Raw genomic sequence first — 19,134 nt, 5'->3', positions numbered from 1 at the left:
TGTCAGCCATAGTCAAATCCAACAGACTACAGCGGTCTGACGGGCCCGGACACTCCCTTGAACCGCTATTACGGAAGATAACTGATGATGAAAAAATCCCTAAGCTGTGCCCTGCTGCTCAGCACCTCCTGCTCGGTATTGGCTGCACCGATGTCAGAAAAACAGCTGGCTGAGGTGGTGGAACGTACCGTTACGCCGTTGATGAAAGCGCAGGCCATCCCGGGTATGGCGGTGGCGGTGATTTATCAGGGTCAGCCGCACTACTTTACCTTCGGTAAAGCCGATGTCGCGGCAAACAAACCTGTCACCCCACAAACCTTGTTCGAACTGGGCTCTATAAGTAAAACCTTCACCGGCGTACTGGGTGGCGATGCCATTGCTCGCGGTGAGATATCGCTCGGCGATCCGGTGACAAAGTACTGGCCTGAGCTGACGGGCAAGCAGTGGCAGGGGATTCGCATGCTGGATCTGGCAACCTATACCGCAGGCGGTCTGCCGTTACAGGTACCGGATGAGGTCACAGATAACGCCTCTCTGCTGCGCTTTTATCAAAACTGGCAGCCGCAGTGGAAGCCGGGCACCACGCGTCTTTATGCCAATACCAGCATTGGTCTTTTTGGCGCGCTGGCGGTCAAACCTTCCGGCATGAGCTATGAGCAGGCCATAACGGCGCGGGTCTTTAAGCCGCTCAAGCTGGACCATACGTGGATTAACGTTCCGAAAGCGGAAGAGGCGCATTACGCCTGGGGATACCGTGACGGTAAAGCGGTCCACGTTTCGCCAGGCATGCTCGACGCGGAAGCCTATGGTGTAAAAACTAACGTGAAGGATATGGCGAGCTGGGTGATGGTGAACATGAAGCCTGACTCCCTTCAGGATACTTCACTCAGGCAAGGCATTGCCCTGGCGCAGTCTCGCTACTGGCGCGTGGGGGCCATGTATCAGGGGTTAGGCTGGGAAATGCTTAACTGGCCGGTCGATGCCAAAACCGTAGTTGAAGGTAGCGACAATAAGGTGGCGCTGGCACCGTTGCCTGCGAGAGAAGTAAATCCTCCGGCACCGCCGGTTAAGGCCTCCTGGGTCCATAAAACAGGCTCTACCGGCGGATTTGGCAGCTACGTGGCCTTTATACCTGAAAAGCAGCTCGGCATTGTGATGCTGGCAAATAAAAGCTATCCGAACCCTGCACGCGTTGATGCGGCATACCGCATCCTCGACGCGCTGCAGTAAAACATTGCCGGGTGGCGGCTTCGCCTTACCCGGCCTACAAAATCCACGGTGTGACGCCGTACAAAAACCACATTTTCCTTGCTGTCATCTACACTTAACAAAAAACAGTAAGGAAACTCCTATGCGCATTTTGCCTGTTATCGCCGCGGTGACAGCCGCGTTTTTAGTGGTTGCCTGCAGTTCCCCTACCCCACCGCCTGGCGTGACCGTCGTCACGCCTTTTGATGCACAACGCTTCCTTGGAACATGGTATGAAATCGCGCGCCTCGACCACCGGTTTGAGCAGGGCTTAGAGAAGGTCACTGCGAATTACAGCCCGATGGATGATGGCGGTATTCAGGTGATCAACCGGGGCTATAACCCCGACCGGGAGATGTGGCAACAGTCGATTGGGAAAGCGTATTTCACGGGCGACCCGCGGCGGGCCGCGCTTAAAGTCTCGTTCTTTGGCCCGTTTTATGGCGGCTATAACGTGATCGCGCTCGACAGAGAGTACCGTCACGCGCTGGTCTGCGGGCCGGATCGCGACTATCTATGGATACTTTCCCGCACGCCAACACTTTCACCAGAAATGAAGCAGCAGATACTGGACGTCGCGACCCGGCAAGGGTTTGATGTGTCAAAACTTATCTGGGTGAAACAACCCCATTAGTGGGTGCTGAGCTTCAGCCCAACGATCCCGGCCACAATCAAGGCGAGGCTGGCGATACGCGCCAGACTCGCTGACTCTCCCAGCAGCAAAATGCCGGTGATAGCGGCACCCACCGCGCCAATACCCGTCCAGACGGCATAAGCCGTTCCCACAGGTAGAGAGCGCATCGCCCAGGATAATAGAACGATACTGACTATCATGGCGGTAACGGTAATGACGCTGGGCGTCAGGCGGGTAAATCCGTGGGTGTACTTGAGACCAATCGCCCATACCACTTCGAGCAGGCCAGCAATAAAAAGAATGATCCAGGACATGTCAGGCTCCTTAACTTAATACAAGTTGGGGCCGTCCCCGGTGAAAGAAACGCTTACGGGTCGTCCCGTAAGGCAGAGATTACGCCACCTATTGTGGTTAGCGTGCTATTTTTTTTCAATCATTTTTTGCTGAACACGTTAAGGCAAGAAATAGCCGCAGTATGGCGCGGAGTTCCGGCTTTTAGCACTCATCCGACTTCTCTATGATGATGTGCTTTCTGATGGCAGGAAGCCAAACCACTAGCCGACTGCGAATAAAATATGTTCAAAATTCTTTTGATTGACCGTTGTCACTTCACCCGCACGGGGTTTGAAGCATGGCTCAATCATTCCGGTTTGTTCCCGGGACACTACGTTGTGACCGGGCTGAATAATCTGTTTCTTGCCAGAGAACACATTCTGCAATGGAAACCTACGCTGGTTATTGCTGACCTGTACGGCTTCAGGCAGGACATTCACCATTTTCAGCAGCTTTCTTCTCTGCTTAACGCCAGTGAACGCTTACCGTTTATTTTGCTGCAATCGGGAGAGGACAGCGGCATGACAGACTGGCTCGGACAGTTCCCGGTGTGGTCGTCGTTGTTGAAAAACGCCAGTCTCGAAGAAGTGGCAACGGTTATCAACGACGCATTGATCTCGCGCTCATGTGCTGAAAGGCCAGCGGCCGCCGCCCCCTTGCTGACCCGGCAGGAAGAGAAAGTGCTGACATTGTGGATGGACGGCGCGAGCAATCAAAAAATTGCCGCTCACCTGAGTATCAACGGAAAAACGGTCTATACCTATAAACGCAATATCCGCATGAAATTGCATATGGATACGCGTTTTTCTCCGTTTTTATCCCTGCAGGAATCGGAAAGCTGACGGTACGAAACCCGGCTGGTCCCGTACCGTTTATTGATTACTGCTGAGCTTTTGTTGCTGCACCAGAGATTGCGCTACCACCTTCAGAAATATCCTGACCGACGCCACGCGTGGTATTACAGGCCGTTAACACTGAAGAAAGTACCAGGACTGAAAAGATCGCTGCAATTGTCTTCTTAACCATAATATCTTCCTTTTATAGCCAAAGTTGTTTTGTGTATAGCAACTTAAGAATAGACAAGATCCCGCCGGTTGACGGAAAAGGACGCATTTTTAGGAAAATTAGACGAACTTAGCTGGCGGCGTGAGAAATGATATGACCGAGATCCTGGATGTCTTGTCCCATTCCACGCGTGGTGTTACAGCCGGAAAGCAATGCGCTGGAAAGCGCTAACAGAAGCAGAATTTTAACGGTACGTTTCATCATCCCTGCCTGCAAGAATCAGGCGCAGCGGGCGCTGCGCCTTCAATCATACGTAAATTACTTCACGCGGGACACGTATTCGCCGGAGCGGGTATCCACTTTGATCACTTCGCCAGTCTGTACGAACAGTGGCACTTTAACCACGGCGCCGGTAGACAGTTTGGCTGGTTTACCGCCGGTACCTGCGGTATCACCTTTCAGACCTGGATCGGTTTCAACGATTTCCAGTTCTACGAAGTTTGGTGGGGTCACAGCGATAGGCTGGCCGTTCCACAGGGTCACGATGCACTCAGCCTGATCCAGCAGCCATTTAGCGCTGTCACCTACCGCTTTCTCATCAGCAGACAGCTGTTCGAAAGTGGAGTTGTTCATGAAATGATAGAACTCACCGTCGTTGTACAGATAGGTCAGGTTCATATCAACAACATCAGCGCCTTCAGCGGAGTCAGTAGACTTGAAGGTTTTCTCAACACGGGTACCGGTCAGCAGACGGCGCAGCTTAACGCGTGCGAATGCCTGGCCTTTACCTGGTTTAACGAATTCACTGGCTTCAACCGCGTACGGTTCGCCGTCCATCATGATTTTAAGACCAGCACGAAAATCGTTGCTATAGTACGTTGCCATAAGGCCCTCTAAATTTGTTAACTGGTAGCTAAGCCACAAAATGGCGCATATTGTAACCCTAAACACCCCATCCAGAGAAGATTGGTTATCGCAACTTGCCGATGTAATCACCAGTCCTGATGAATTGCTGCGTCTTTTAGACCTCGATCAGCACCCAGAGTTGCTTGCAGGCCGCGAGGCAAAGCGCCTGTTCGCCCTGCGCGTTCCCCGCGCGTTTGTGGCGCGGATGGAGAAAGGCAATCCCGACGATCCGCTATTAAAACAAACGCTTACTTCGCAGGATGAGTTTGTCACCGCGCCGGGTTATAGCACCGATCCGCTGGAAGAGCAGAACAGCGTGGTGCCCGGTTTACTGCACAAATATCTCAACCGCGCCCTGCTGCTGGTAAAAGGCGGCTGTGCGGTAAATTGTCGTTATTGCTTCCGTCGGCACTTCCCTTATGCCGAAAACCAGGGCAATAAACGCAACTGGCAGGTCGCGCTGGACTATATCGCCGCCCATCCGGAGCTGGATGAGATTATTTTTTCCGGCGGCGACCCGCTGATGGCAAAAGATCATGAGCTGGACTGGCTGCTGACTCAGCTTGAAGCCATCCCGCACATTAAGCGCCTGCGCATTCACAGCCGTTTACCGATTGTTATTCCGGCACGTATCACGGACGGCCTGGTGTCACGCCTGGAGCAGTCCCGATTGCAGGTGCTGCTGGTGAACCATATTAACCACGCGAACGAAATTGACGATGCGTTTCGCGCGGCGATGGCGCGACTGCGTAAAGCGGGCGTGACGCTGCTGAACCAGAGCGTGCTGCTGCGCGGCGTCAATGACAGCGCCCGCGTGCTGGCCGATCTGAGCAATGCCCTGTTTGATGCGGGCGTGATGCCCTATTACCTGCACGTGCTGGATCGCGTTCAGGGCGCGGCCCATTTCATGGTGACGGACGAAGAAGCCCGGCAGATTATGCGCGAACTGTTAACGCTGGTTTCAGGCTATATGGTGCCGAAGCTGGCACGCGAGATTGGCGGAGAGCCGAGCAAGACGCCGCTGGATTTGCAGCTGCGGCAGCACTAAAAAGGCAGGTGGCGCTACGCTTACCTGCCCTACGGGGTCCGGGCGCAGCGCCATCAGCAAGTTAACTCAGTTTGGGCACTTGTAGACCTGGCCGCTCATCTGGCTGGCGGTCGGCACGAAGCTGGACAGCATACTCTGCGTTGGGCTGCTCACGCCGTAAATCACGTTGCCACCCATTGCCGCAGCCTGGTTACGCAGGGCATTCGCCGCACCGCGCATAGAGCCACCTTCTTCGCCATGCTGACCAGACATCCAGTTGCTTTGCTCACCGGTTGCCGTGCCTAACAGCTGGCATTCACTGCCTGGCTTATCTTCCACAAAGCGAACGCCCTGGCCCGCTGCCGACAGCTCATTGCTGGAGCTACAACCCGCCAGCAGCAATGCTGCCCCTACAATCCCTGCACAGACTTTTACGCGCATGTTATTCCTCGTTTTCAATAAGCTGGACAGTAGTTGTCCGTGTGTAAATCTTATACCTAAAAGATGACCAAAAGAAAAACCCCCGAGCATTTCTGCCCGGGGGTTTTTCACATTCTACGACGTAGAGCGCACGATTACATCATGCCGCCCATTCCGCCCATGCCGCCCATACCAGCAGCACCTAAGTCAGGCGCATCGCCTTTTGGCAGGTCGGTCACCATGCACTCGGTGGTGATCATCAGACCAGCAACAGAGGCCGCATACTGCAGAGCAGAACGGGTTACTTTAGTTGGGTCCAGGATACCGAAGTCGATCATATTGCCGTATTCTTCGGTTGCCGCGTTGTAACCGTAGTTACCTTCGCCCGCTTTAACGTTGTTCGCCACAACAGATGGCTCTTCACCGGCGTTGGACACGATCTGACGCAGAGGCGCTTCCATTGCGCGCAGCGCAACTTTGATACCCACGTTCTGATCTTCGTTCTGAGCGGTCAGGCCAGCCAGTTTAGCGGCCACGCGCACCAGCGCAACGCCACCACCCGCAACCACGCCTTCTTCTACCGCAGCACGGGTCGCGTGCAGGGCATCGTCAACGCGTGCTTTTTTCTCTTTCATTTCAACTTCGGTCGCCGCACCGACTTTAATTACCGCAACGCCGCCAGCCAGTTTCGCTACGCGCTCCTGCAGTTTTTCACGGTCGTAATCGGAAGTCGCTTCTTCGATCTGCTTACGGATCTGACCCACGCGGCCCTGAATAGCGGCTTCTTCACCCACGCCATCGATGATGGTGGTGGTGTCTTTGTTGATCACAACGCGTTTCGCCTGGCCCAGGTCTTCCAGGGTCGCTTTTTCCAGCTCCATACCGATCTCTTCAGAGATCACGGTACCGCCGGTCAGGGTAGCGATATCCTGCAGCATCGCTTTACGGCGATCGCCGAAGCCAGGTGCTTTAACCGCAGCCACTTTCACGATGCCGCGCATGGTGTTAACCACCAGAGTTGCCAGCGCTTCGCCTTCAACGTCTTCAGCGATGATAACCAGCGGTTTGCCTGCTTTAGCAACGGCTTCCAGCACTGGCAGCATTTCGCGGATGTTGGAGATTTTCTTGTCAGCCAGCAGGATGAACGGGCTTTCCAGCTCAACAGCGCCAGTCTCTGGCTTGTTGATGAAGTATGGGGACAGGTAACCGCGGTCGAACTGCATACCTTCAACCACGTCCAGTTCGTCTTCCAGACCGGTACCGTCTTCAACGGTGATCACGCCTTCTTTACCGACTTTATCCATCGCTTCTGCGATCAGTTTACCTACGGTTTCGTCGGAGTTAGCGGAGATGGTACCAACCTGAGCAATGGCTTTAGAGTCAGAGCACGGTACGGACAGCGCTTTCAGTTCTTCAACAGCGGAGGCGACAGCTTTGTCGATACCACGTTTCAGATCCATTGGGTTCATGCCCGCAGCAACGGCTTTCAGACCTTCAGTGATGATAGCCTGCGCCAGAACGGTCGCGGTGGTGGTACCGTCGCCTGCAGCGTCGTTCGCTTTAGAGGCAACTTCTTTCACCATCTGCGCGCCCATGTTTTCGAACTTGTCTTCCAGCTCGATTTCACGTGCTACAGAAACACCATCTTTGGTGATGGTTGGCGCGCCGAAGGATTTATCCAGCACTACGTTACGGCCTTTCGGGCCCAGGGTCACTTTAACTGCATCTGCCAGTACGTTTACGCCGCGGAGCATTTTTACACGAGCGTCGTTACCGAATTTTACGTCTTTAGCTGCCATGTTCTTATTTCCTCAAATTCTCGTGCGTAAATTACGCTTCAACAATTGCCAGAATGTCGCTCTCGGACATGATCAACACTTCTTCATTGTCGATCTTCTCGGATTTCACGCCGTAGCCATCGTTGAAAATTACGATGTCACCAACTTTAACGTCCAGCGGCTGCACAGTTCCGTTTTCCAGGATGCGGCCCTTACCGACAGCGATGATTTCGCCACGCGTTGATTTGGCTGCTGCAGAACCGGTCAGAACGATGCCGCCAGCAGACTTGGTTTCAACTTCTTTACGTTTGACGATCACACGATCATGTAACGGACGAATACTCATTGATAGCTCTCCTTTGAGAAAGTCATTATCAGTTATGGATGACGCCGGCCCGCAAGCGGTTTTCCGACTAGTGCCCTGAGAGATGGGGATAGCTTTTTACCCCTTCAAGGGGGAGTTGAAAAAAAAATTTGCGAAAGTGTTACCATCGCCTCTCTTTTGGTACTGGCAGGGCGATGTCAATGAGTGGACTCAAGCAGGAGTTAGGGCTGGCGCAGGGCGTTGGCCTGCTCTCAACCTCCTTGTTAGGTACGGGCGTGTTTGCCGTACCGGCACTGGCGGCGCTGGTCGCGGGAAATAATAGCCTGTGGGCGTGGCCAGCGCTGATTGTACTGGTTTTCCCGATAGCCATTGTGTTTGCCATCCTGGGGCGGCATTTCCCCAGCGCGGGCGGCGTGGCGCACTTTGTCGGTCTGGCCTTTGGGCCGCGGCTGCAGCGTGTCACCGGCTGGCTGTTTCTCTCCGTCATTCCGGTTGGCCTTCCTGCGGCATTGCATATTGCGACCGGCTTTGGTCAGGCGCTGTTTGGCTGGCATAACGAGCAGCTGTTGCTGGCAGAACTGGGCACGCTGGCTATCGTCTGGTGGGTAGGCTCTCGCGGGGCCCGCTCCAGCGCCAACCTGCAGACGCTGGTTGCGGTGCTGATTGTCGCGCTCGTTGCCGCTATCTGGTGGGCGGGCGATATCACAATCAAGGAAATTCCCTTCCCGGCGGTGACAGACGTCGATCATTCACAGCTTTTCGCCGCGCTCTCCGTCATGTTCTGGTGTTTTGTGGGTCTGGAAGCCTTTGCCCATCTTGCCTCTGAATTTAAGCAGCCTGAGCGCGATTTCCCCCGGGCGCTGATGATAGGCCTGCTGCTGGCAGGCACGGTCTACTGGGCGTGTACCGTGCTGGTGTTGCACTTCCACGCGTTCGGCGCGGATCTCGCCGCCGCGGCATCGCTGCCGGGTATCGTGGTTAATCTGTTTGGTGTGAAGGCGCTGTGGATCGCCTGCGTCATCGGCTATCTGGCCTGTTTTGCCAGCCTCAACATTTATATCCAGAGCTTTGCCCGGCTGGTGTGGTCGCAGGCGCTCGACAAACCTGAGAATCGCCTCGCGCGCCTGTCTAAACGCCAGCTTCCGCTGAATGCCCTGAATGCCGTGCTGGGCTGCTGCGTGTTGAGCACGCTGTGTATTTACGCACTGAAGATCAATCTGGACGCGCTGATCGTCTACGCCAACGGTATTTTCATTATGATCTACCTGCTGTGCATGCTGGCGGGATGTCGTTTGCTGCAAGGTCGCTATAAAACACTGGCGGTCATCGGGGGTGGGCTTTGCCTGCTGTTGCTGGCGATGGTGGGATGGAAGAGTCTGTACGCGATTGTCATGCTGGCAGGACTGTGGCTGTTTTTACCGAAGCGCGATGCGCACCAGTAGCGCCCGGTAAGCGAAGCGCCACCGGGCAAATCTATCACCGATCGTCTTTATGGTCTAAACGGTCGTGCTGTTCATCTTTACGCTGATATTCCCCTTCAAAGGTATCGCCTGGCCCGGTGCTGAACCCACCGCCGGGCATACGGCTAAAGCGCAGATGCGGCAGCAGCTTCATGGTCAGGTGCTTTTGCACCGGCGGCAGAAGCAGCAGAAGGCCGAGGAAATCGGTGAAGAACCCCGGTAGGATCAGCAGCAGCCCCGCAATAATCAGCGATACGCTTTTGATCATCTCCGCTGCCGGGCTTTCGCCTGCGGCCATCTTCTCCTGCATTAACAGGAAATTTTTGAAACCCTGATTACGCACCAGCGACATGCCGATGACGGAGGTGAAAATCACCAGAATCAGCGTCAGCAGGACGCCCAGCACATGAGCAACCTGGATGAAAATGGAAATCTCAATGTAAACATAGAGAAAGAAAGCAATAAACGGTATCCAGCGCACTGGCATCTCCTGTGTGGCAAGGGCCGGCGGGCCCCTGTCTGAATGTGTTCGCGACGCGCGTTTGTATGAGATGGTGACGGTTAGCGAAAATTCAATCAGTTTGCACGGATATTTTTTTTGGAAATATTAAAGCGGTGACCCATTTCACAGATTAATAATTATCATGGAATCGGCTCGATAATAAGTGATCCAGCTTACGGCAATTCGCTATCATCAGCATATGATCTCGAACATCTGGCTGATTGAGGGAATAATCGTCGGCCAGAAAATATTCAAAACCACATAAATACTGTGTGTTTAGTACAATCCATCGGCAGCTTGAAAAGAAGGTTCACATGTTAAACAACATTCGTATCGAAGAAGACTTGTTGGGTACCAGGGAAGTTCCAGCGGATGCCTACTACGGTGTTCACACTCTGAGAGCGATTGAAAACTTCTACATCAGCAACAGCAAAATCAGCGACATCCCTGAGTTTGTCCGTGGCATGGTGATGGTGAAGAAAGCCGCAGCCCTGGCCAACAAAGAGCTGCAAACCATTCCTAAAAGCGCGGCAAATGCGATTATCGCAGCCTGCGATGAAGTGCTGAACAACGGCAAATGCATGGACCAGTTCCCGGTTGACGTCTATCAGGGCGGCGCGGGCACCTCCGTCAACATGAATACCAACGAAGTACTGGCAAACATTGGCCTGGAGCTGATGGGTCACCAGAAAGGTGAATACCAGTACCTGAACCCGAACGACCACGTTAACAAATGCCAGTCCACCAACGACGCCTACCCTACCGGCTTCCGTATCGCGGTGTATGCCTCTGTAGTGAAACTGGTGGATGCGATCAACCAGCTGGGTGATGGCTTCCAGCGTAAAGCGGTTGAGTTCCAGGACATCCTGAAAATGGGTCGTACCCAGCTGCAGGACGCGGTACCGATGACCCTCGGCCAGGAATTCCACGCGTTTAACGTGCTGCTTAACGAAGAGACCAAAAACCTGCTGCGCACCTCCGAGCTGCTGCTGGAAGTGAACCTTGGCGCAACCGCCATCGGTACACGTCTGAACACCCCGGATGGCTATCAGCAGCTGGCGGTACAGAAGCTGGCTGAAGTCTCTAACCTGCCGGTTGTGCCTGCAGAAGACCTGATTGAAGCGACCTCCGACTGCGGCGCCTACGTCATGGTACACAGCGCCCTGAAACGTCTGGCAGTGAAACTGTCCAAAATCTGTAACGACCTGCGCCTGCTTTCCTCCGGTCCGCGCGCTGGCCTGAACGAAATCAACCTGCCAGAGCTGCAGGCGGGTTCGTCCATCATGCCGGCCAAGGTGAACCCGGTTGTGCCAGAAGTGGTAAATCAGGTTTGCTTCAAAGTCATCGGTAACGATACAACCGTGACCATGGCCTCTGAAGCGGGTCAGCTGCAGCTGAACGTGATGGAGCCAGTGATTGGCCAGGCGATGTTTGAATCTATCCACATCCTGACCAACGCCTGCTACAACCTGCTGGAAAAATGCATTAACGGCATCACAGCGAATAAAGAAGTCTGTGAGGGTTATGTCTATAACTCCATCGGGATCGTCACCTACCTCAACCCGTTCATCGGTCACCACAACGGTGACATCGTCGGTAAGATTTGCGCCGAAACCGGTAAGAGCGTACGTGAAGTGGTGCTGGAGCGCGGGCTGTTGACCGAAGCGGAGCTGGACGATATCTTCTCGGCCCAGAACCTGATGCACCCGGCATATAAAGCAAAACGATATACCGATGAAAGCGAACAGTAACCGTTCAGGCTAGGCTTCTTAAGGCACGTCACTTGTGACGTGCCTTTTTTCTTTTTAGGCGTTACCGAAATACAACAATTCAATATCAACTTGTTAATAAGCAAGGAAGGTCCTTATGTTTGGAGCAGAACTCGTCATCGTCTTGTTGGCGATTTATTTGGGAGCAAGACTCGGGGGTATCGGCATCGGTTTTGCTGGTGGTCTCGGGGTGCTCGTTCTTACCCTTATCTTTCAGATTAAACCCGGCGCAATCCCGTTTGACGTTATCGAAATCATCATGGCCGTTATTGCCGCTATCGCCGCCATGCAGGTGGCAGGCGGTATGGACTACCTGGTGAGCCTGGCGGAGCGTATGCTGCGCCGCCATCCAAAATACATTACCTTCCTTGCCCCGCTGGTGACCTGGTTTATGACCATTCTGGCCGGTACGGGCCACACCGCCTTCTCCACGCTGCCGGTGATTACCGAAGTGGCGAAAGAGCAGGGTATCCGTCCGTCTCGTCCGCTCTCTATTGCCGTCGTCGCGTCCCAGATTGCGATTACCGCCTCGCCAATTTCCGCTGCGGTAGTCTTCTTCGCCGGTATCCTGGAGCCGATGGGCGTGAGCTACCTGACGCTGCTGGGGATCTGTATCCCGGTGACGCTGATTGCGGTGATGATCACTGCCGTGCTGTGTAACTTCCTCGGCGCTGAACTGAAAGACGATCCGGTTTATCAGGAACGTCTGGCAAAAGGTGAAGTGAGCCTGCGCGGCAGCCAGGTCTTCGAGCTGAAGCCGCACGCGAAACGCTCCGTGCTGCTGTTCCTGATCGGTATCGTCGCCGTCATGTTCTATGCGACGGCTATCAGCGATACCGTGGGCCTGATCCAGAACCCGGTCCTGCCGCGTAACGAAGCGATTGTGGTGTTCATGCTGACCATCGCGACGCTGATTAGCATCACCTGTAAAATTGATACCAGCGAAGTGCTGAACGCCAGCACCTTCAAATCCGGTATGAGCGCCTGCGTGTGCGTGCTGGGCGTGGCGTGGCTCGGTGATACCTTCGTGAAAGCGCACATCAGCGACATTCAGACCGTAGCAGGCGACCTGCTGCACAACTATCCGTGGCTGCTGGCGGTGGTGCTGTTCTTTGCCGCTACCCTGCTTTACTCCCAGGCGGCGACCACCAAAGCGCTGATGCCTGCGGCACTGATGCTGGGCGTTACCCCGCTGACGGCGATTGCCTCTTTCGCGGCGGTTTCTGCCCTGTTCGTTCTGCCAACCTACCCAACCCTGCTGGCGGCGGTGGAGATGGACGACACAGGCTCAACCCGTATCGGTAAGTATGTGTTTAACCATGCGTTCCTGATCCCGGGCGTGGTTGCCATTTCGCTTTGCGTGATCCTCGGCTTTATCATTGGCGGCGTGGTGCTGTAAACGGTGAGTGGTTGTAAAAATAGTTAAAATCGGGCCGCTCTGCGGCCCGTTTCATTAATGACCAATCGCCTTGCGTGATATAGTGAAGACTTTCGTGATGAGGAGGTCGACTTGTGAACACGCCTGATGCTGTTGTCGTACTGTGTACCGCCCCTGATGAAGCCTCTGCCCAGGATCTCGCCGCCAAAGTGCTGGCCGAAAAACTGGCTGCCTGCGTGACGCTCCTCCCCGGTGCCACCTCCCTTTATTACTGGGAAGGCAAGCTGGAGCAAGAGTACGAAGTTCAGATGTTGCTCAAAACTAATCTGGCGAATCAGCAGGCTCTCCTGGACTGCCTCAAATCTCATCATCCTTACCAAACCCCGGAGCTGCTGGTCCTGCCAGTGGTTCATGGCGATAACGACTATCTCTCATGGCTCAACGCTTCCTTACGCTGATCCTGCTGCTGTGCAGCACGTCAGCTTTTGCCGGGTTGTTTGACGCGCCCGGCCGTTCGAACTTCATCCCTGCCGACCAGGCTTTCGTTTTCGATTTTCAGCAAAACCAGCATGACCTTACGCTCAACTGGCAGGTGAAAGAGGGTTATTACCTCTATCGCAAGCAGGTAAGCATTACACCTGCTCAGGCCAGCGTGGGCGCTTTACAGATGCCCTCTGGCGAGTGGCATGAGGACGAGTTCTACGGCAAGAGTGAAATCTACCGCCAGCGCCTGAGCGTGCCTGTTACGGTGAATCAGGCGGATAAAGGTGCGACCCTGACGGTGACCTATCAGGGGTGCGCGGACGCGGGATTCTGCTATCCGCCTGAAACGAAGGTCGTTCCACTCAGCGAAGTTAAGGCTGCCGCCGCTTTCTCCCCTCTCCCCTCTGGGGAGAGCGGTAAAAGTGAAGCCGCGTCAGACCTTCCGTTCTCCGCGCTGTGGGCCTTGCTGATCGGTATCGGCATTGCCTTTACGCCGTGCGTGCTGCCGATGTATCCGCTCATCTCTGGCATCGTGCTGGGCGGTAAGCAACGGCTTTCCACCGCCCGCGCGCTGCTGCTGGCCTTTATTTACGTGCAGGGTATGGCGTTGACCTACACAGCCCTTGGCCTTGTGGTTGCCGCTGCCGGGTTACAGTTCCAGGCCGCACTGCAGCATCCTTACGTCCTTATTGGCTTGTCGGTGGTGTTTATCCTGCTGGCTCTGTCGATGTTCGGCCTGTTTACCCTGCAGTTACCGTCGTCTCTGCAAACTCGCTTAACGCTAATGAGTAATCGCCAGCAGGGTGGCTCGGCGGGTGGGGTATTCGCGATGGGAGCCATCGCTGGTTTAATTTGTTCCCCTTGCACCACCGCACCGCTGAGCGCCATCCTGCTCTATATTGCCCAGAGCGGGAATCTGTGGCTTGGCGGCGGTACGTTGTACCTTTACGCGCTGGGCATGGGCCTGCCGCTGATTCTGGTCACGGTTTTCGGCAATCGACTTCTGCCGAAGAGCGGCCCGTGGATGGAGACGGTGAAAACCGCGTTTGGCTTTGTGATTCTGGCGCTGCCGGTGTTCCTCCTCGAGCGTATTATCGGCGACGTCTGGGGTTTGCGTCTGTGGGCGATGCTCGGCGTAGCATTCTTCTCCTGGGCGTTTATCGTCAGTCTGGGGGCGAAAAAAGCGTGGATGCGCCTGGTGCAAATCCTCCTGCTCGCCGCCGCGCTGGTGAGCGTGCGTCCTCTTCAGGACTGGGCGTTCGGCTCGCCGGTAGGCCAGACGCAGGCGCATCTGAACTTCATCCAGATTAAGAACGTTGATGAGCTCAACAGCGCGCTCGCACAGGCAAAAGGCAAACCGGTGATGCTCGATCTCTATGCCGACTGGTGCGTTGCCTGCAAAGAGTTTGAGAAATATACCTTTAGCGATCCGCAGGTGCAAAGCGCCCTGAAAGAGACCGTTTTGCTTCAGGCGAACGTGACCGCCAATAATGCGCAGGATAAGGCTCTGCTAAAGCAGCTTAACGTGCTCGGGCTGCCAACCATTCTGTTCTTCAATCAGCAGGGCCAGGAGCAGCCAGAAAAGCGTGTAACCGGGTTTATGGATGCAGCTGCATTTAACGCGCATTTGCGCAATCGCCAACCGTAAACAACACTTTAAACGGGACAAACCGTTGGGAATAGCGGAGGAGATAACCGTGCAACGTGAAGACGTACTGGGACAAGCCCTGCAATTACTTGAGATTCAAGGGATCGCCAGCACCACGCTTGAGATGGTAGCCGACCGTATCGATTACCCCTTGGATGATCTTAAGCGCTTCTGGCCGGATAAAGAGGCGCTTGTTTATGATGCCCTGCGCTATCTCAGCCAGCAGGTTGATGTCTGGCGCAGGCAGCTGATGCTGAATGAAGAACTGACTGCGGAACAAAAGCTGCTGGCGCGCTATACCGCCCTGACGGAATGTGTCAGCAACAACCGGTACCCGGGTTGTCTGTTCATCGCCGCCTGCACTTATTTTCCCGACCCAAGCCATCCTGTCCATCAGCTGGCGGATCAGCAAAAACGGGCGGCACATGACTTCACCCACGAGCTACTGACCACGCTGGAAGTGGATGACCCGGCAATGGTGGCGAAACAGATGGAGCTGGTGCTGGAGGGCTGCCTGAGCCGCATGCTGGTGAACCGTAGCCAGGCCGACGTAGATACGGCGCACCGACTGGCGGAAGATATTCTGCGCTTTGCTCAGTGCCGTATGGGCGGGGCATTGACGTAAGCGAACCTGTTAAATTCGACGTATTCGGCGCGTAAACCGCCAGATTGCCGCAAACTTAAGCAGTTGAACAGCTTTTCCCGAAATAATGTTGACGCTAGAGCGTGATTGCGGTTTAATGCGCTCCGTTGCCCGGATAGCTCAGTCGGTAGAGCAGGGGATTGAAAATCCCCGTGTCCTTGGTTCGATTCCGAGTCCGGGCACCACTATTTAAAGAACCCAGCCTATGGCTGGGTTTTTGCTTTTCTGCGCTTACCAAAACCTTCCCTGTTTTTATATTCCTGTATCTCTTTCCAGTAAGATCGTGCGGTCTGGTCTGCCCGGTGGCGCTGCGCTTACCGGGCCTACGGATTTTGCAGGCAGGATAAGGCGAAGCCGCCATCCGCCATGATTTCTGACGCACAAAGCAAAAAACCCCGCACCTTTCGGTACGGGGTTCTTCTTAATTGATGCCTGGCAGTTCCCTACTCTCACATGGGGAGACCCCACACTACCATCGGCGCTACGGCGTTTCACTTCTGAGTTCGGCATGGGGTCAGGTGGGACCACCGCGCTAAAGCCGCCAGGCAAATTCTGTTAATCTGTATCAGGCTGAAAATCGTGTCTGTCTCTTCGCCAAAACACCTTCGGCGTTGTAAGGTTAAGCCTCACGGTTCATTAGTATCGGTTAGCTCAACGCATCGCTGCGCTTACACACCCGACCTATCAACGTCATAGTCTTTAACGTTCCTTCAGGAGACTTAAAGTCTCAGGGAGAACTCATCTCGGGGCAAGTTTCGTGCTTAGATGCTTTCAGCACTTATCTTTTCCGCATTTAGCTACCGGGCAGTGCCATTGGCATGACAACCCGAACACCAGTGATGCGTCCACTCCGGTCCTCTCGTACTAGGAGCAGCCCCCCTCAATTCTCCAGCGCCCACGGCAGATAGGGACCGAACTGTCTCACGACGTTCTAAACCCAGCTCGCGTACCACTTTAAATGGCGAACAGCCATACCCTTGGGACCTACTTCAGCCCCAGGATGTGATGAGCCGACATCGAGGTGCCAAACACCGCCGTCGATATGAACTCTTGGGCGGTATCAGCCTGTTATCCCCGGAGTACCTTTTATCCGTTGAGCGATGGCCCTTCCATTCAGAACCACCGGATCACTATGACCTGCTTTCGCACCTGCTCGAGCCGTCACTCTCGCAGTCAAGCTAGCTTATGCCATTGCACTAACCTCCTGATGTCCGACCAGGATTAGCTAACCTTCGTGCTCCTCCGTTACTCTTTGGGAGGAGACCGCCCCAGTCAAACTACCCACCAGACACTGTCCGCAACCCGGATTACGGGTCTACGTTAGAACACCAGCCATTAAAGGGTGGTATTTCAAGGACGGCTCCACGCAGACTGGCGTCCACGCTTCAAAGCCTCCCACCTATCCTACACATCAAGGACCAGTGTTCAGTGTCAAGCTATAGTAAAGGTTCACGGGGTCTTTCCGTCTTGCCGCGGGTACACTGCATCTTCACAGCGAGTTCAATTTCACTGAGTCTCGGGTGGAGACAGCCTGGCCATCATTACGCCATTCGTGCAGGTCGGAACTTACCCGACAAGGAATTTCGCTACCTTAGGACCGTTATAGTTACGGCCGCCGTTTACCGGGGCTTCGATCAAGAGCTTCGCGTTACCGCTAACCCCATCAATTAACCTTCCGGCACCGGGCAGGCGTCACACCGTATACGTCCACTTTCGTGTTTGCACAGTGCTGTGTTTTTAATAAACAGTTGCAGCCAGCTGGTATCTTCGACTGATTTCAGCTCCACCCGCAGGGGCTTCACCTACATATCAGCGTGCCTTCTCCCGAAGTTACGGCACCATTTTGCCTAGTTCCTTCACCCGAGTTCTCTCAAGCGCCTTGGTATTCTCTACCTGACCACCTGTGTCGGTTTGGGGTACGATTTCGTGTTACCTGATGCTTAGAGGCTTTTCCTGGAAGCAGGGCATTTGTTACTTCAGCACCGTAGTGCCTCGTCATCACACCTCAGCGTTAAAAAACGACCGGATTTACCTAATCGTTCCGCCTACATGCTTAAACCGGGACAACCGTCGCCCGGCTAACATAGCCTTCTCCGTCCCCCCTTCGCAGTAACACCAAGTACAGGAATATTAACCTGTTTCCCATCGACTACGCCTTTCGGCCTCGCCTTAGGGGTCGACTCACCCTGCCCCGATTAACGTTGGACAGGAACCCTTGGTCTTCCGGCGAGCGGGCTTTTCACCCGCTTTATCGTTACTTATGTCAGCATTCGCACTTCTGATACCTCCAGCATGCCTCACAGCACACCTTCAACGGCTTACAGAACGCTCCCCTACCCAACAACACCTAAGTGTCGCTGCCGCAGCTTCGGTGCATGGTTTAGCCCCGTTACATCTTCCGCGCAGGCCGACTCGACCAGTGAGCTATTACGCTTTCTTTAAATGATGGCTGCTTCTAAGCCAACATCCTGGCTGTCTGTGCCTTCCCACATCGTTTCCCACTTAACCATGACTTTGGGACCTTAGCTGGCGGTCTGGGTTGTTTCCCTCTTCACGACGGACGTTAGCACCCGCCGTGTGTCTCCCGTGATAACATTCTTCGGTATTCGTAGTTTGCATCGGGTTGGTAAGCCGGGATGGCCCCCTAGCCGAAACAGTGCTCTACCCCCGAAGATGAGTTCACGAGGCGCTACCTAAATAGCTTTCGGGGAGAACCAGCTATCTCCCGGTTTGATTGGCCTTTCACCCCCAGCCACAAGTCATCCGCTAATTTTTCAACATTAGTCGGTTCGGTCCTCCAGTTAGTGTTACCCAACCTTCAACCTGCCCATGGCTAGATCACCGGGTTTCGGGTCTATACCCTGCAACTTAACGCCCAGTTAAGACTCGGTTTCCCTTCGGCTCCCCTATACAGTTAACCTTGCTACAGAATATAAGTCGCTGACCCATTATACAAAAGGTACGCAGTCACACCACGAAGGTGCTCCCACTGCTTGTACGTACACGGTTTCAGGTTCTTTTTCACTCCCCTCGCCGGGGTTCTTTTCGCCTTTCCCTCACGGTACTGGTTCACTATCGGTCAGTCAGGAGTATTTAGCCTTGGAGGATGGTCCCCCCATATTCAGACAGGATACCTCGTGTCCCGCCCTACTCTTCGAGTTCACAACCTGTGTGCTTTCGTGTACGGGACTGTCACCCTGTACCGTGCGACTTTCCAGACGCTTCCACTAACACACAAGCTGATTCAGACTCTGGGCTGCTCCCCGTTCGCTCGCCGCTACTGGGGGAATCTCGGTTGATTTCTTTTCCTCGGGGTACTTAGATGTTTCAGTTCCCCCGGTTCGCCTCGTTAACCTATGTATTCAGTTAACGATAGTGTGACGAATCACACTGGGTTTCCCCATTCGGACATCGCCGGGTCAAAGGTTCATATCACCTCGCCGGCGCTTTTCGCAGATTAGCACGTCCTTCATCGCCTCTGACTGCCAGGGCATCCACCGTGTACGCTTAGTCGCTTAACCTCACAACCCGAAGATGTTTCACTTCTGATTGCGAAAATTTGAGAGACTCGAACA

18 protein-coding genes, 1 tRNA gene and 2 rRNA genes are annotated in these 19,134 nt (G+C 54.4%); 11 read left to right on the top strand and 10 right to left on the bottom strand.

Features of this window, described 5'->3' with window-relative positions; genetic code table 11:
- The first annotated feature begins 84 nt into the window (after positions 1-84).
- Positions 85-1,230: an ACT family cephalosporin-hydrolyzing class C beta-lactamase gene (gene blaACT / locus AC4IC4_RS01835; protein ID WP_491472044.1), complete on the top strand. Its 1,146-nt coding sequence runs from the start codon at positions 85-87 to the stop codon at positions 1,228-1,230.
- A gap of 121 nt (positions 1,231-1,351) precedes the next feature.
- Positions 1,352-1,882: a lipocalin family protein gene (locus AC4IC4_RS01830; protein ID WP_491472043.1), complete on the top strand. Its 531-nt coding sequence runs from the start codon at positions 1,352-1,354 to the stop codon at positions 1,880-1,882.
- On the opposite strand, the gene sugE is transcribed toward AC4IC4_RS01830, so the two are convergent.
- Positions 1,879-2,196: a quaternary ammonium compound efflux SMR transporter SugE gene (gene sugE / locus AC4IC4_RS01825; protein ID WP_008502938.1), complete on the bottom strand. Its 318-nt coding sequence runs from the start codon at positions 2,194-2,196 to the stop codon at positions 1,879-1,881. The genes AC4IC4_RS01830 and sugE overlap by 4 nt on opposite strands.
- Before the next feature lie 261 nt (positions 2,197-2,457).
- On the opposite strand from sugE, the gene AC4IC4_RS01820 reads away from it, so the two are divergent.
- A complete protein-coding gene (locus tag AC4IC4_RS01820; protein ID WP_024907351.1) occupies positions 2,458-3,057 on the top strand; it encodes a helix-turn-helix transcriptional regulator in 600 nt (199 codons plus the stop codon).
- Positions 3,058-3,094: 37 nt separating this feature from the next.
- On the opposite strand, the gene ecnB is transcribed toward AC4IC4_RS01820, so the two are convergent.
- The 3 genes from ecnB to efp form a co-directional block, all read right to left on the bottom strand.
- The gene (gene ecnB / locus AC4IC4_RS01815; RefSeq protein ID WP_003025482.1) at positions 3,095-3,241 is read right to left on the bottom strand and encodes a lipoprotein toxin entericidin B; all 147 of its coding nucleotides are present in this window, start codon (positions 3,239-3,241) and stop codon (positions 3,095-3,097) included.
- A gap of 108 nt (positions 3,242-3,349) precedes the next feature.
- Complete coding sequence (locus AC4IC4_RS01810) at positions 3,350-3,481, bottom strand: entericidin A/B family lipoprotein (RefSeq protein WP_024907352.1); 132 nt, start codon at positions 3,479-3,481, stop codon at positions 3,350-3,352.
- A 57-nt stretch (positions 3,482-3,538) separates the two neighbouring features.
- A complete protein-coding gene (gene efp, locus AC4IC4_RS01805) occupies positions 3,539-4,105 on the bottom strand; it encodes an elongation factor P (protein ID WP_010427766.1) in 567 nt (188 codons plus the stop codon).
- A gap of 40 nt (positions 4,106-4,145) precedes the next feature.
- Between efp and epmB the strand changes: the two genes are divergently transcribed.
- Positions 4,146-5,174, top strand: a complete 1,029-nt coding sequence (gene epmB, locus AC4IC4_RS01800) for an EF-P beta-lysylation protein EpmB (RefSeq protein WP_049123429.1) — start codon at positions 4,146-4,148, stop codon at positions 5,172-5,174.
- Positions 5,175-5,240: 66 nt separating this feature from the next.
- On the opposite strand, the gene AC4IC4_RS01795 is transcribed toward epmB, so the two are convergent.
- From AC4IC4_RS01795 to AC4IC4_RS01785, 3 genes are all read right to left on the bottom strand, one after another.
- The gene (locus AC4IC4_RS01795) at positions 5,241-5,594 is read right to left on the bottom strand and encodes a DUF4156 domain-containing protein (RefSeq protein WP_024907354.1); all 354 of its coding nucleotides are present in this window, start codon (positions 5,592-5,594) and stop codon (positions 5,241-5,243) included.
- Positions 5,595-5,728: 134 nt separating this feature from the next.
- Positions 5,729-7,372 (bottom strand): chaperonin GroEL, encoded by a 1,644-nt coding sequence (groL, locus tag AC4IC4_RS01790; RefSeq protein WP_023310114.1) that lies wholly within the window; start codon positions 7,370-7,372, stop codon positions 5,729-5,731.
- Between the two features lie 31 nt (positions 7,373-7,403).
- Positions 7,404-7,697, bottom strand: coding sequence for a co-chaperone GroES (locus tag AC4IC4_RS01785; RefSeq protein WP_003855929.1), 294 nt, complete (start codon positions 7,695-7,697; stop codon positions 7,404-7,406).
- 179 nt (positions 7,698-7,876) lie between these two features.
- Here AC4IC4_RS01785 and yjeH point away from each other — a divergent pair, with 179 nt between their 5' ends.
- Positions 7,877-9,118: an L-methionine/branched-chain amino acid transporter gene (yjeH, locus tag AC4IC4_RS01780; protein ID WP_024907355.1), complete on the top strand. Its 1,242-nt coding sequence runs from the start codon at positions 7,877-7,879 to the stop codon at positions 9,116-9,118.
- A gap of 34 nt (positions 9,119-9,152) precedes the next feature.
- Here the strand turns inward: yjeH and AC4IC4_RS01775 are convergent, their stop codons facing one another.
- A complete protein-coding gene (locus AC4IC4_RS01775; protein ID WP_032651318.1) occupies positions 9,153-9,617 on the bottom strand; it encodes an FxsA family protein in 465 nt (154 codons plus the stop codon).
- Between the two features lie 335 nt (positions 9,618-9,952).
- On the opposite strand from AC4IC4_RS01775, the gene aspA reads away from it, so the two are divergent.
- The 6 genes from aspA (at position 9,953) to AC4IC4_RS01745 (ending at position 15,744) form a co-directional block, all read left to right on the top strand.
- Complete coding sequence (gene aspA / locus AC4IC4_RS01770) at positions 9,953-11,389, top strand: aspartate ammonia-lyase (RefSeq protein ID WP_003855923.1); 1,437 nt, start codon at positions 9,953-9,955, stop codon at positions 11,387-11,389.
- A gap of 115 nt (positions 11,390-11,504) precedes the next feature.
- On the top strand, positions 11,505-12,806 hold the full coding sequence (locus tag AC4IC4_RS01765; protein ID WP_491472042.1) for an anaerobic C4-dicarboxylate transporter: 1,302 nt from the start codon (positions 11,505-11,507) through the stop codon (positions 12,804-12,806).
- Between the two features lie 113 nt (positions 12,807-12,919).
- A complete protein-coding gene (gene cutA, locus AC4IC4_RS01760; protein ID WP_014168278.1) occupies positions 12,920-13,243 on the top strand; it encodes a divalent cation tolerance protein CutA in 324 nt (107 codons plus the stop codon).
- Positions 13,219-14,916 (top strand): protein-disulfide reductase DsbD, encoded by a 1,698-nt coding sequence (locus tag AC4IC4_RS01755; protein ID WP_491472041.1) that lies wholly within the window; start codon positions 13,219-13,221, stop codon positions 14,914-14,916. Before cutA ends, AC4IC4_RS01755 begins: the two co-directional genes overlap by 25 nt.
- Positions 14,917-14,965: 49 nt before the next feature.
- Entirely contained in the window at positions 14,966-15,541 is a 576-nt protein-coding gene (locus AC4IC4_RS01750; RefSeq protein ID WP_491472040.1) for a transcriptional regulator, read from the top strand.
- A 127-nt stretch (positions 15,542-15,668) separates the two neighbouring features.
- Positions 15,669-15,744: transfer RNA gene (locus AC4IC4_RS01745), tRNA-Phe, on the top strand.
- Between the two features lie 245 nt (positions 15,745-15,989).
- Here the strand turns inward: AC4IC4_RS01745 and rrf are convergent.
- A 5S ribosomal RNA gene (gene rrf, locus AC4IC4_RS01740) occupies positions 15,990-16,105 on the bottom strand.
- Between the two features lie 69 nt (positions 16,106-16,174).
- Positions 16,175-19,080, bottom strand: a 23S ribosomal RNA gene (locus tag AC4IC4_RS01735).
- Between the last annotated feature and the right edge of the window lie 54 nt (positions 19,081-19,134).

Source organism: Enterobacter sp. Taxon_2, assembly GCF_058355295.1.
This window is presented reverse-complemented; position numbering and strand designations above follow the sequence as displayed.

What these genes read in the sequence shown, in the direction of transcription:
- epmB (WP_049123429.1), top strand. Translation starts at nt 4,146, where the DNA reads ATGGCGCATATTGTAACCCTAAACACCCCATCCAGAGAAGATTGGTTA.
- sugE (WP_008502938.1), bottom strand. Translation starts at nt 2,196, where the DNA reads ATGTCCTGGATCATTCTTTTTATTGCTGGCCTGCTCGAAGTGGTATGG.
- AC4IC4_RS01765 (WP_491472042.1), top strand. Translation starts at nt 11,505, where the DNA reads ATGTTTGGAGCAGAACTCGTCATCGTCTTGTTGGCGATTTATTTGGGA.
- AC4IC4_RS01820 (WP_024907351.1), top strand. Translation starts at nt 2,458, where the DNA reads ATGTTCAAAATTCTTTTGATTGACCGTTGTCACTTCACCCGCACGGGG.
- efp (WP_010427766.1), bottom strand. Translation starts at nt 4,105, where the DNA reads ATGGCAACGTACTATAGCAACGATTTTCGTGCTGGTCTTAAAATCATG.
- AC4IC4_RS01810 (WP_024907352.1), bottom strand. Translation starts at nt 3,481, where the DNA reads ATGAAACGTACCGTTAAAATTCTGCTTCTGTTAGCGCTTTCCAGCGCA.
- blaACT (WP_491472044.1), top strand. Translation starts at nt 85, where the DNA reads ATGATGAAAAAATCCCTAAGCTGTGCCCTGCTGCTCAGCACCTCCTGC.
- yjeH (WP_024907355.1), top strand. Translation starts at nt 7,877, where the DNA reads ATGAGTGGACTCAAGCAGGAGTTAGGGCTGGCGCAGGGCGTTGGCCTG.
- AC4IC4_RS01795 (WP_024907354.1), bottom strand. Translation starts at nt 5,594, where the DNA reads ATGCGCGTAAAAGTCTGTGCAGGGATTGTAGGGGCAGCATTGCTGCTG.
- AC4IC4_RS01755 (WP_491472041.1), top strand. Translation starts at nt 13,219, where the DNA reads ATGGCTCAACGCTTCCTTACGCTGATCCTGCTGCTGTGCAGCACGTCA.
- aspA (WP_003855923.1), top strand. Translation starts at nt 9,953, where the DNA reads ATGTTAAACAACATTCGTATCGAAGAAGACTTGTTGGGTACCAGGGAA.
- ecnB (WP_003025482.1), bottom strand. Translation starts at nt 3,241, where the DNA reads ATGGTTAAGAAGACAATTGCAGCGATCTTTTCAGTCCTGGTACTTTCT.
- AC4IC4_RS01785 (WP_003855929.1), bottom strand. Translation starts at nt 7,697, where the DNA reads ATGAGTATTCGTCCGTTACATGATCGTGTGATCGTCAAACGTAAAGAA.
- AC4IC4_RS01830 (WP_491472043.1), top strand. Translation starts at nt 1,352, where the DNA reads ATGCGCATTTTGCCTGTTATCGCCGCGGTGACAGCCGCGTTTTTAGTG.
- groL (WP_023310114.1), bottom strand. Translation starts at nt 7,372, where the DNA reads ATGGCAGCTAAAGACGTAAAATTCGGTAACGACGCTCGTGTAAAAATG.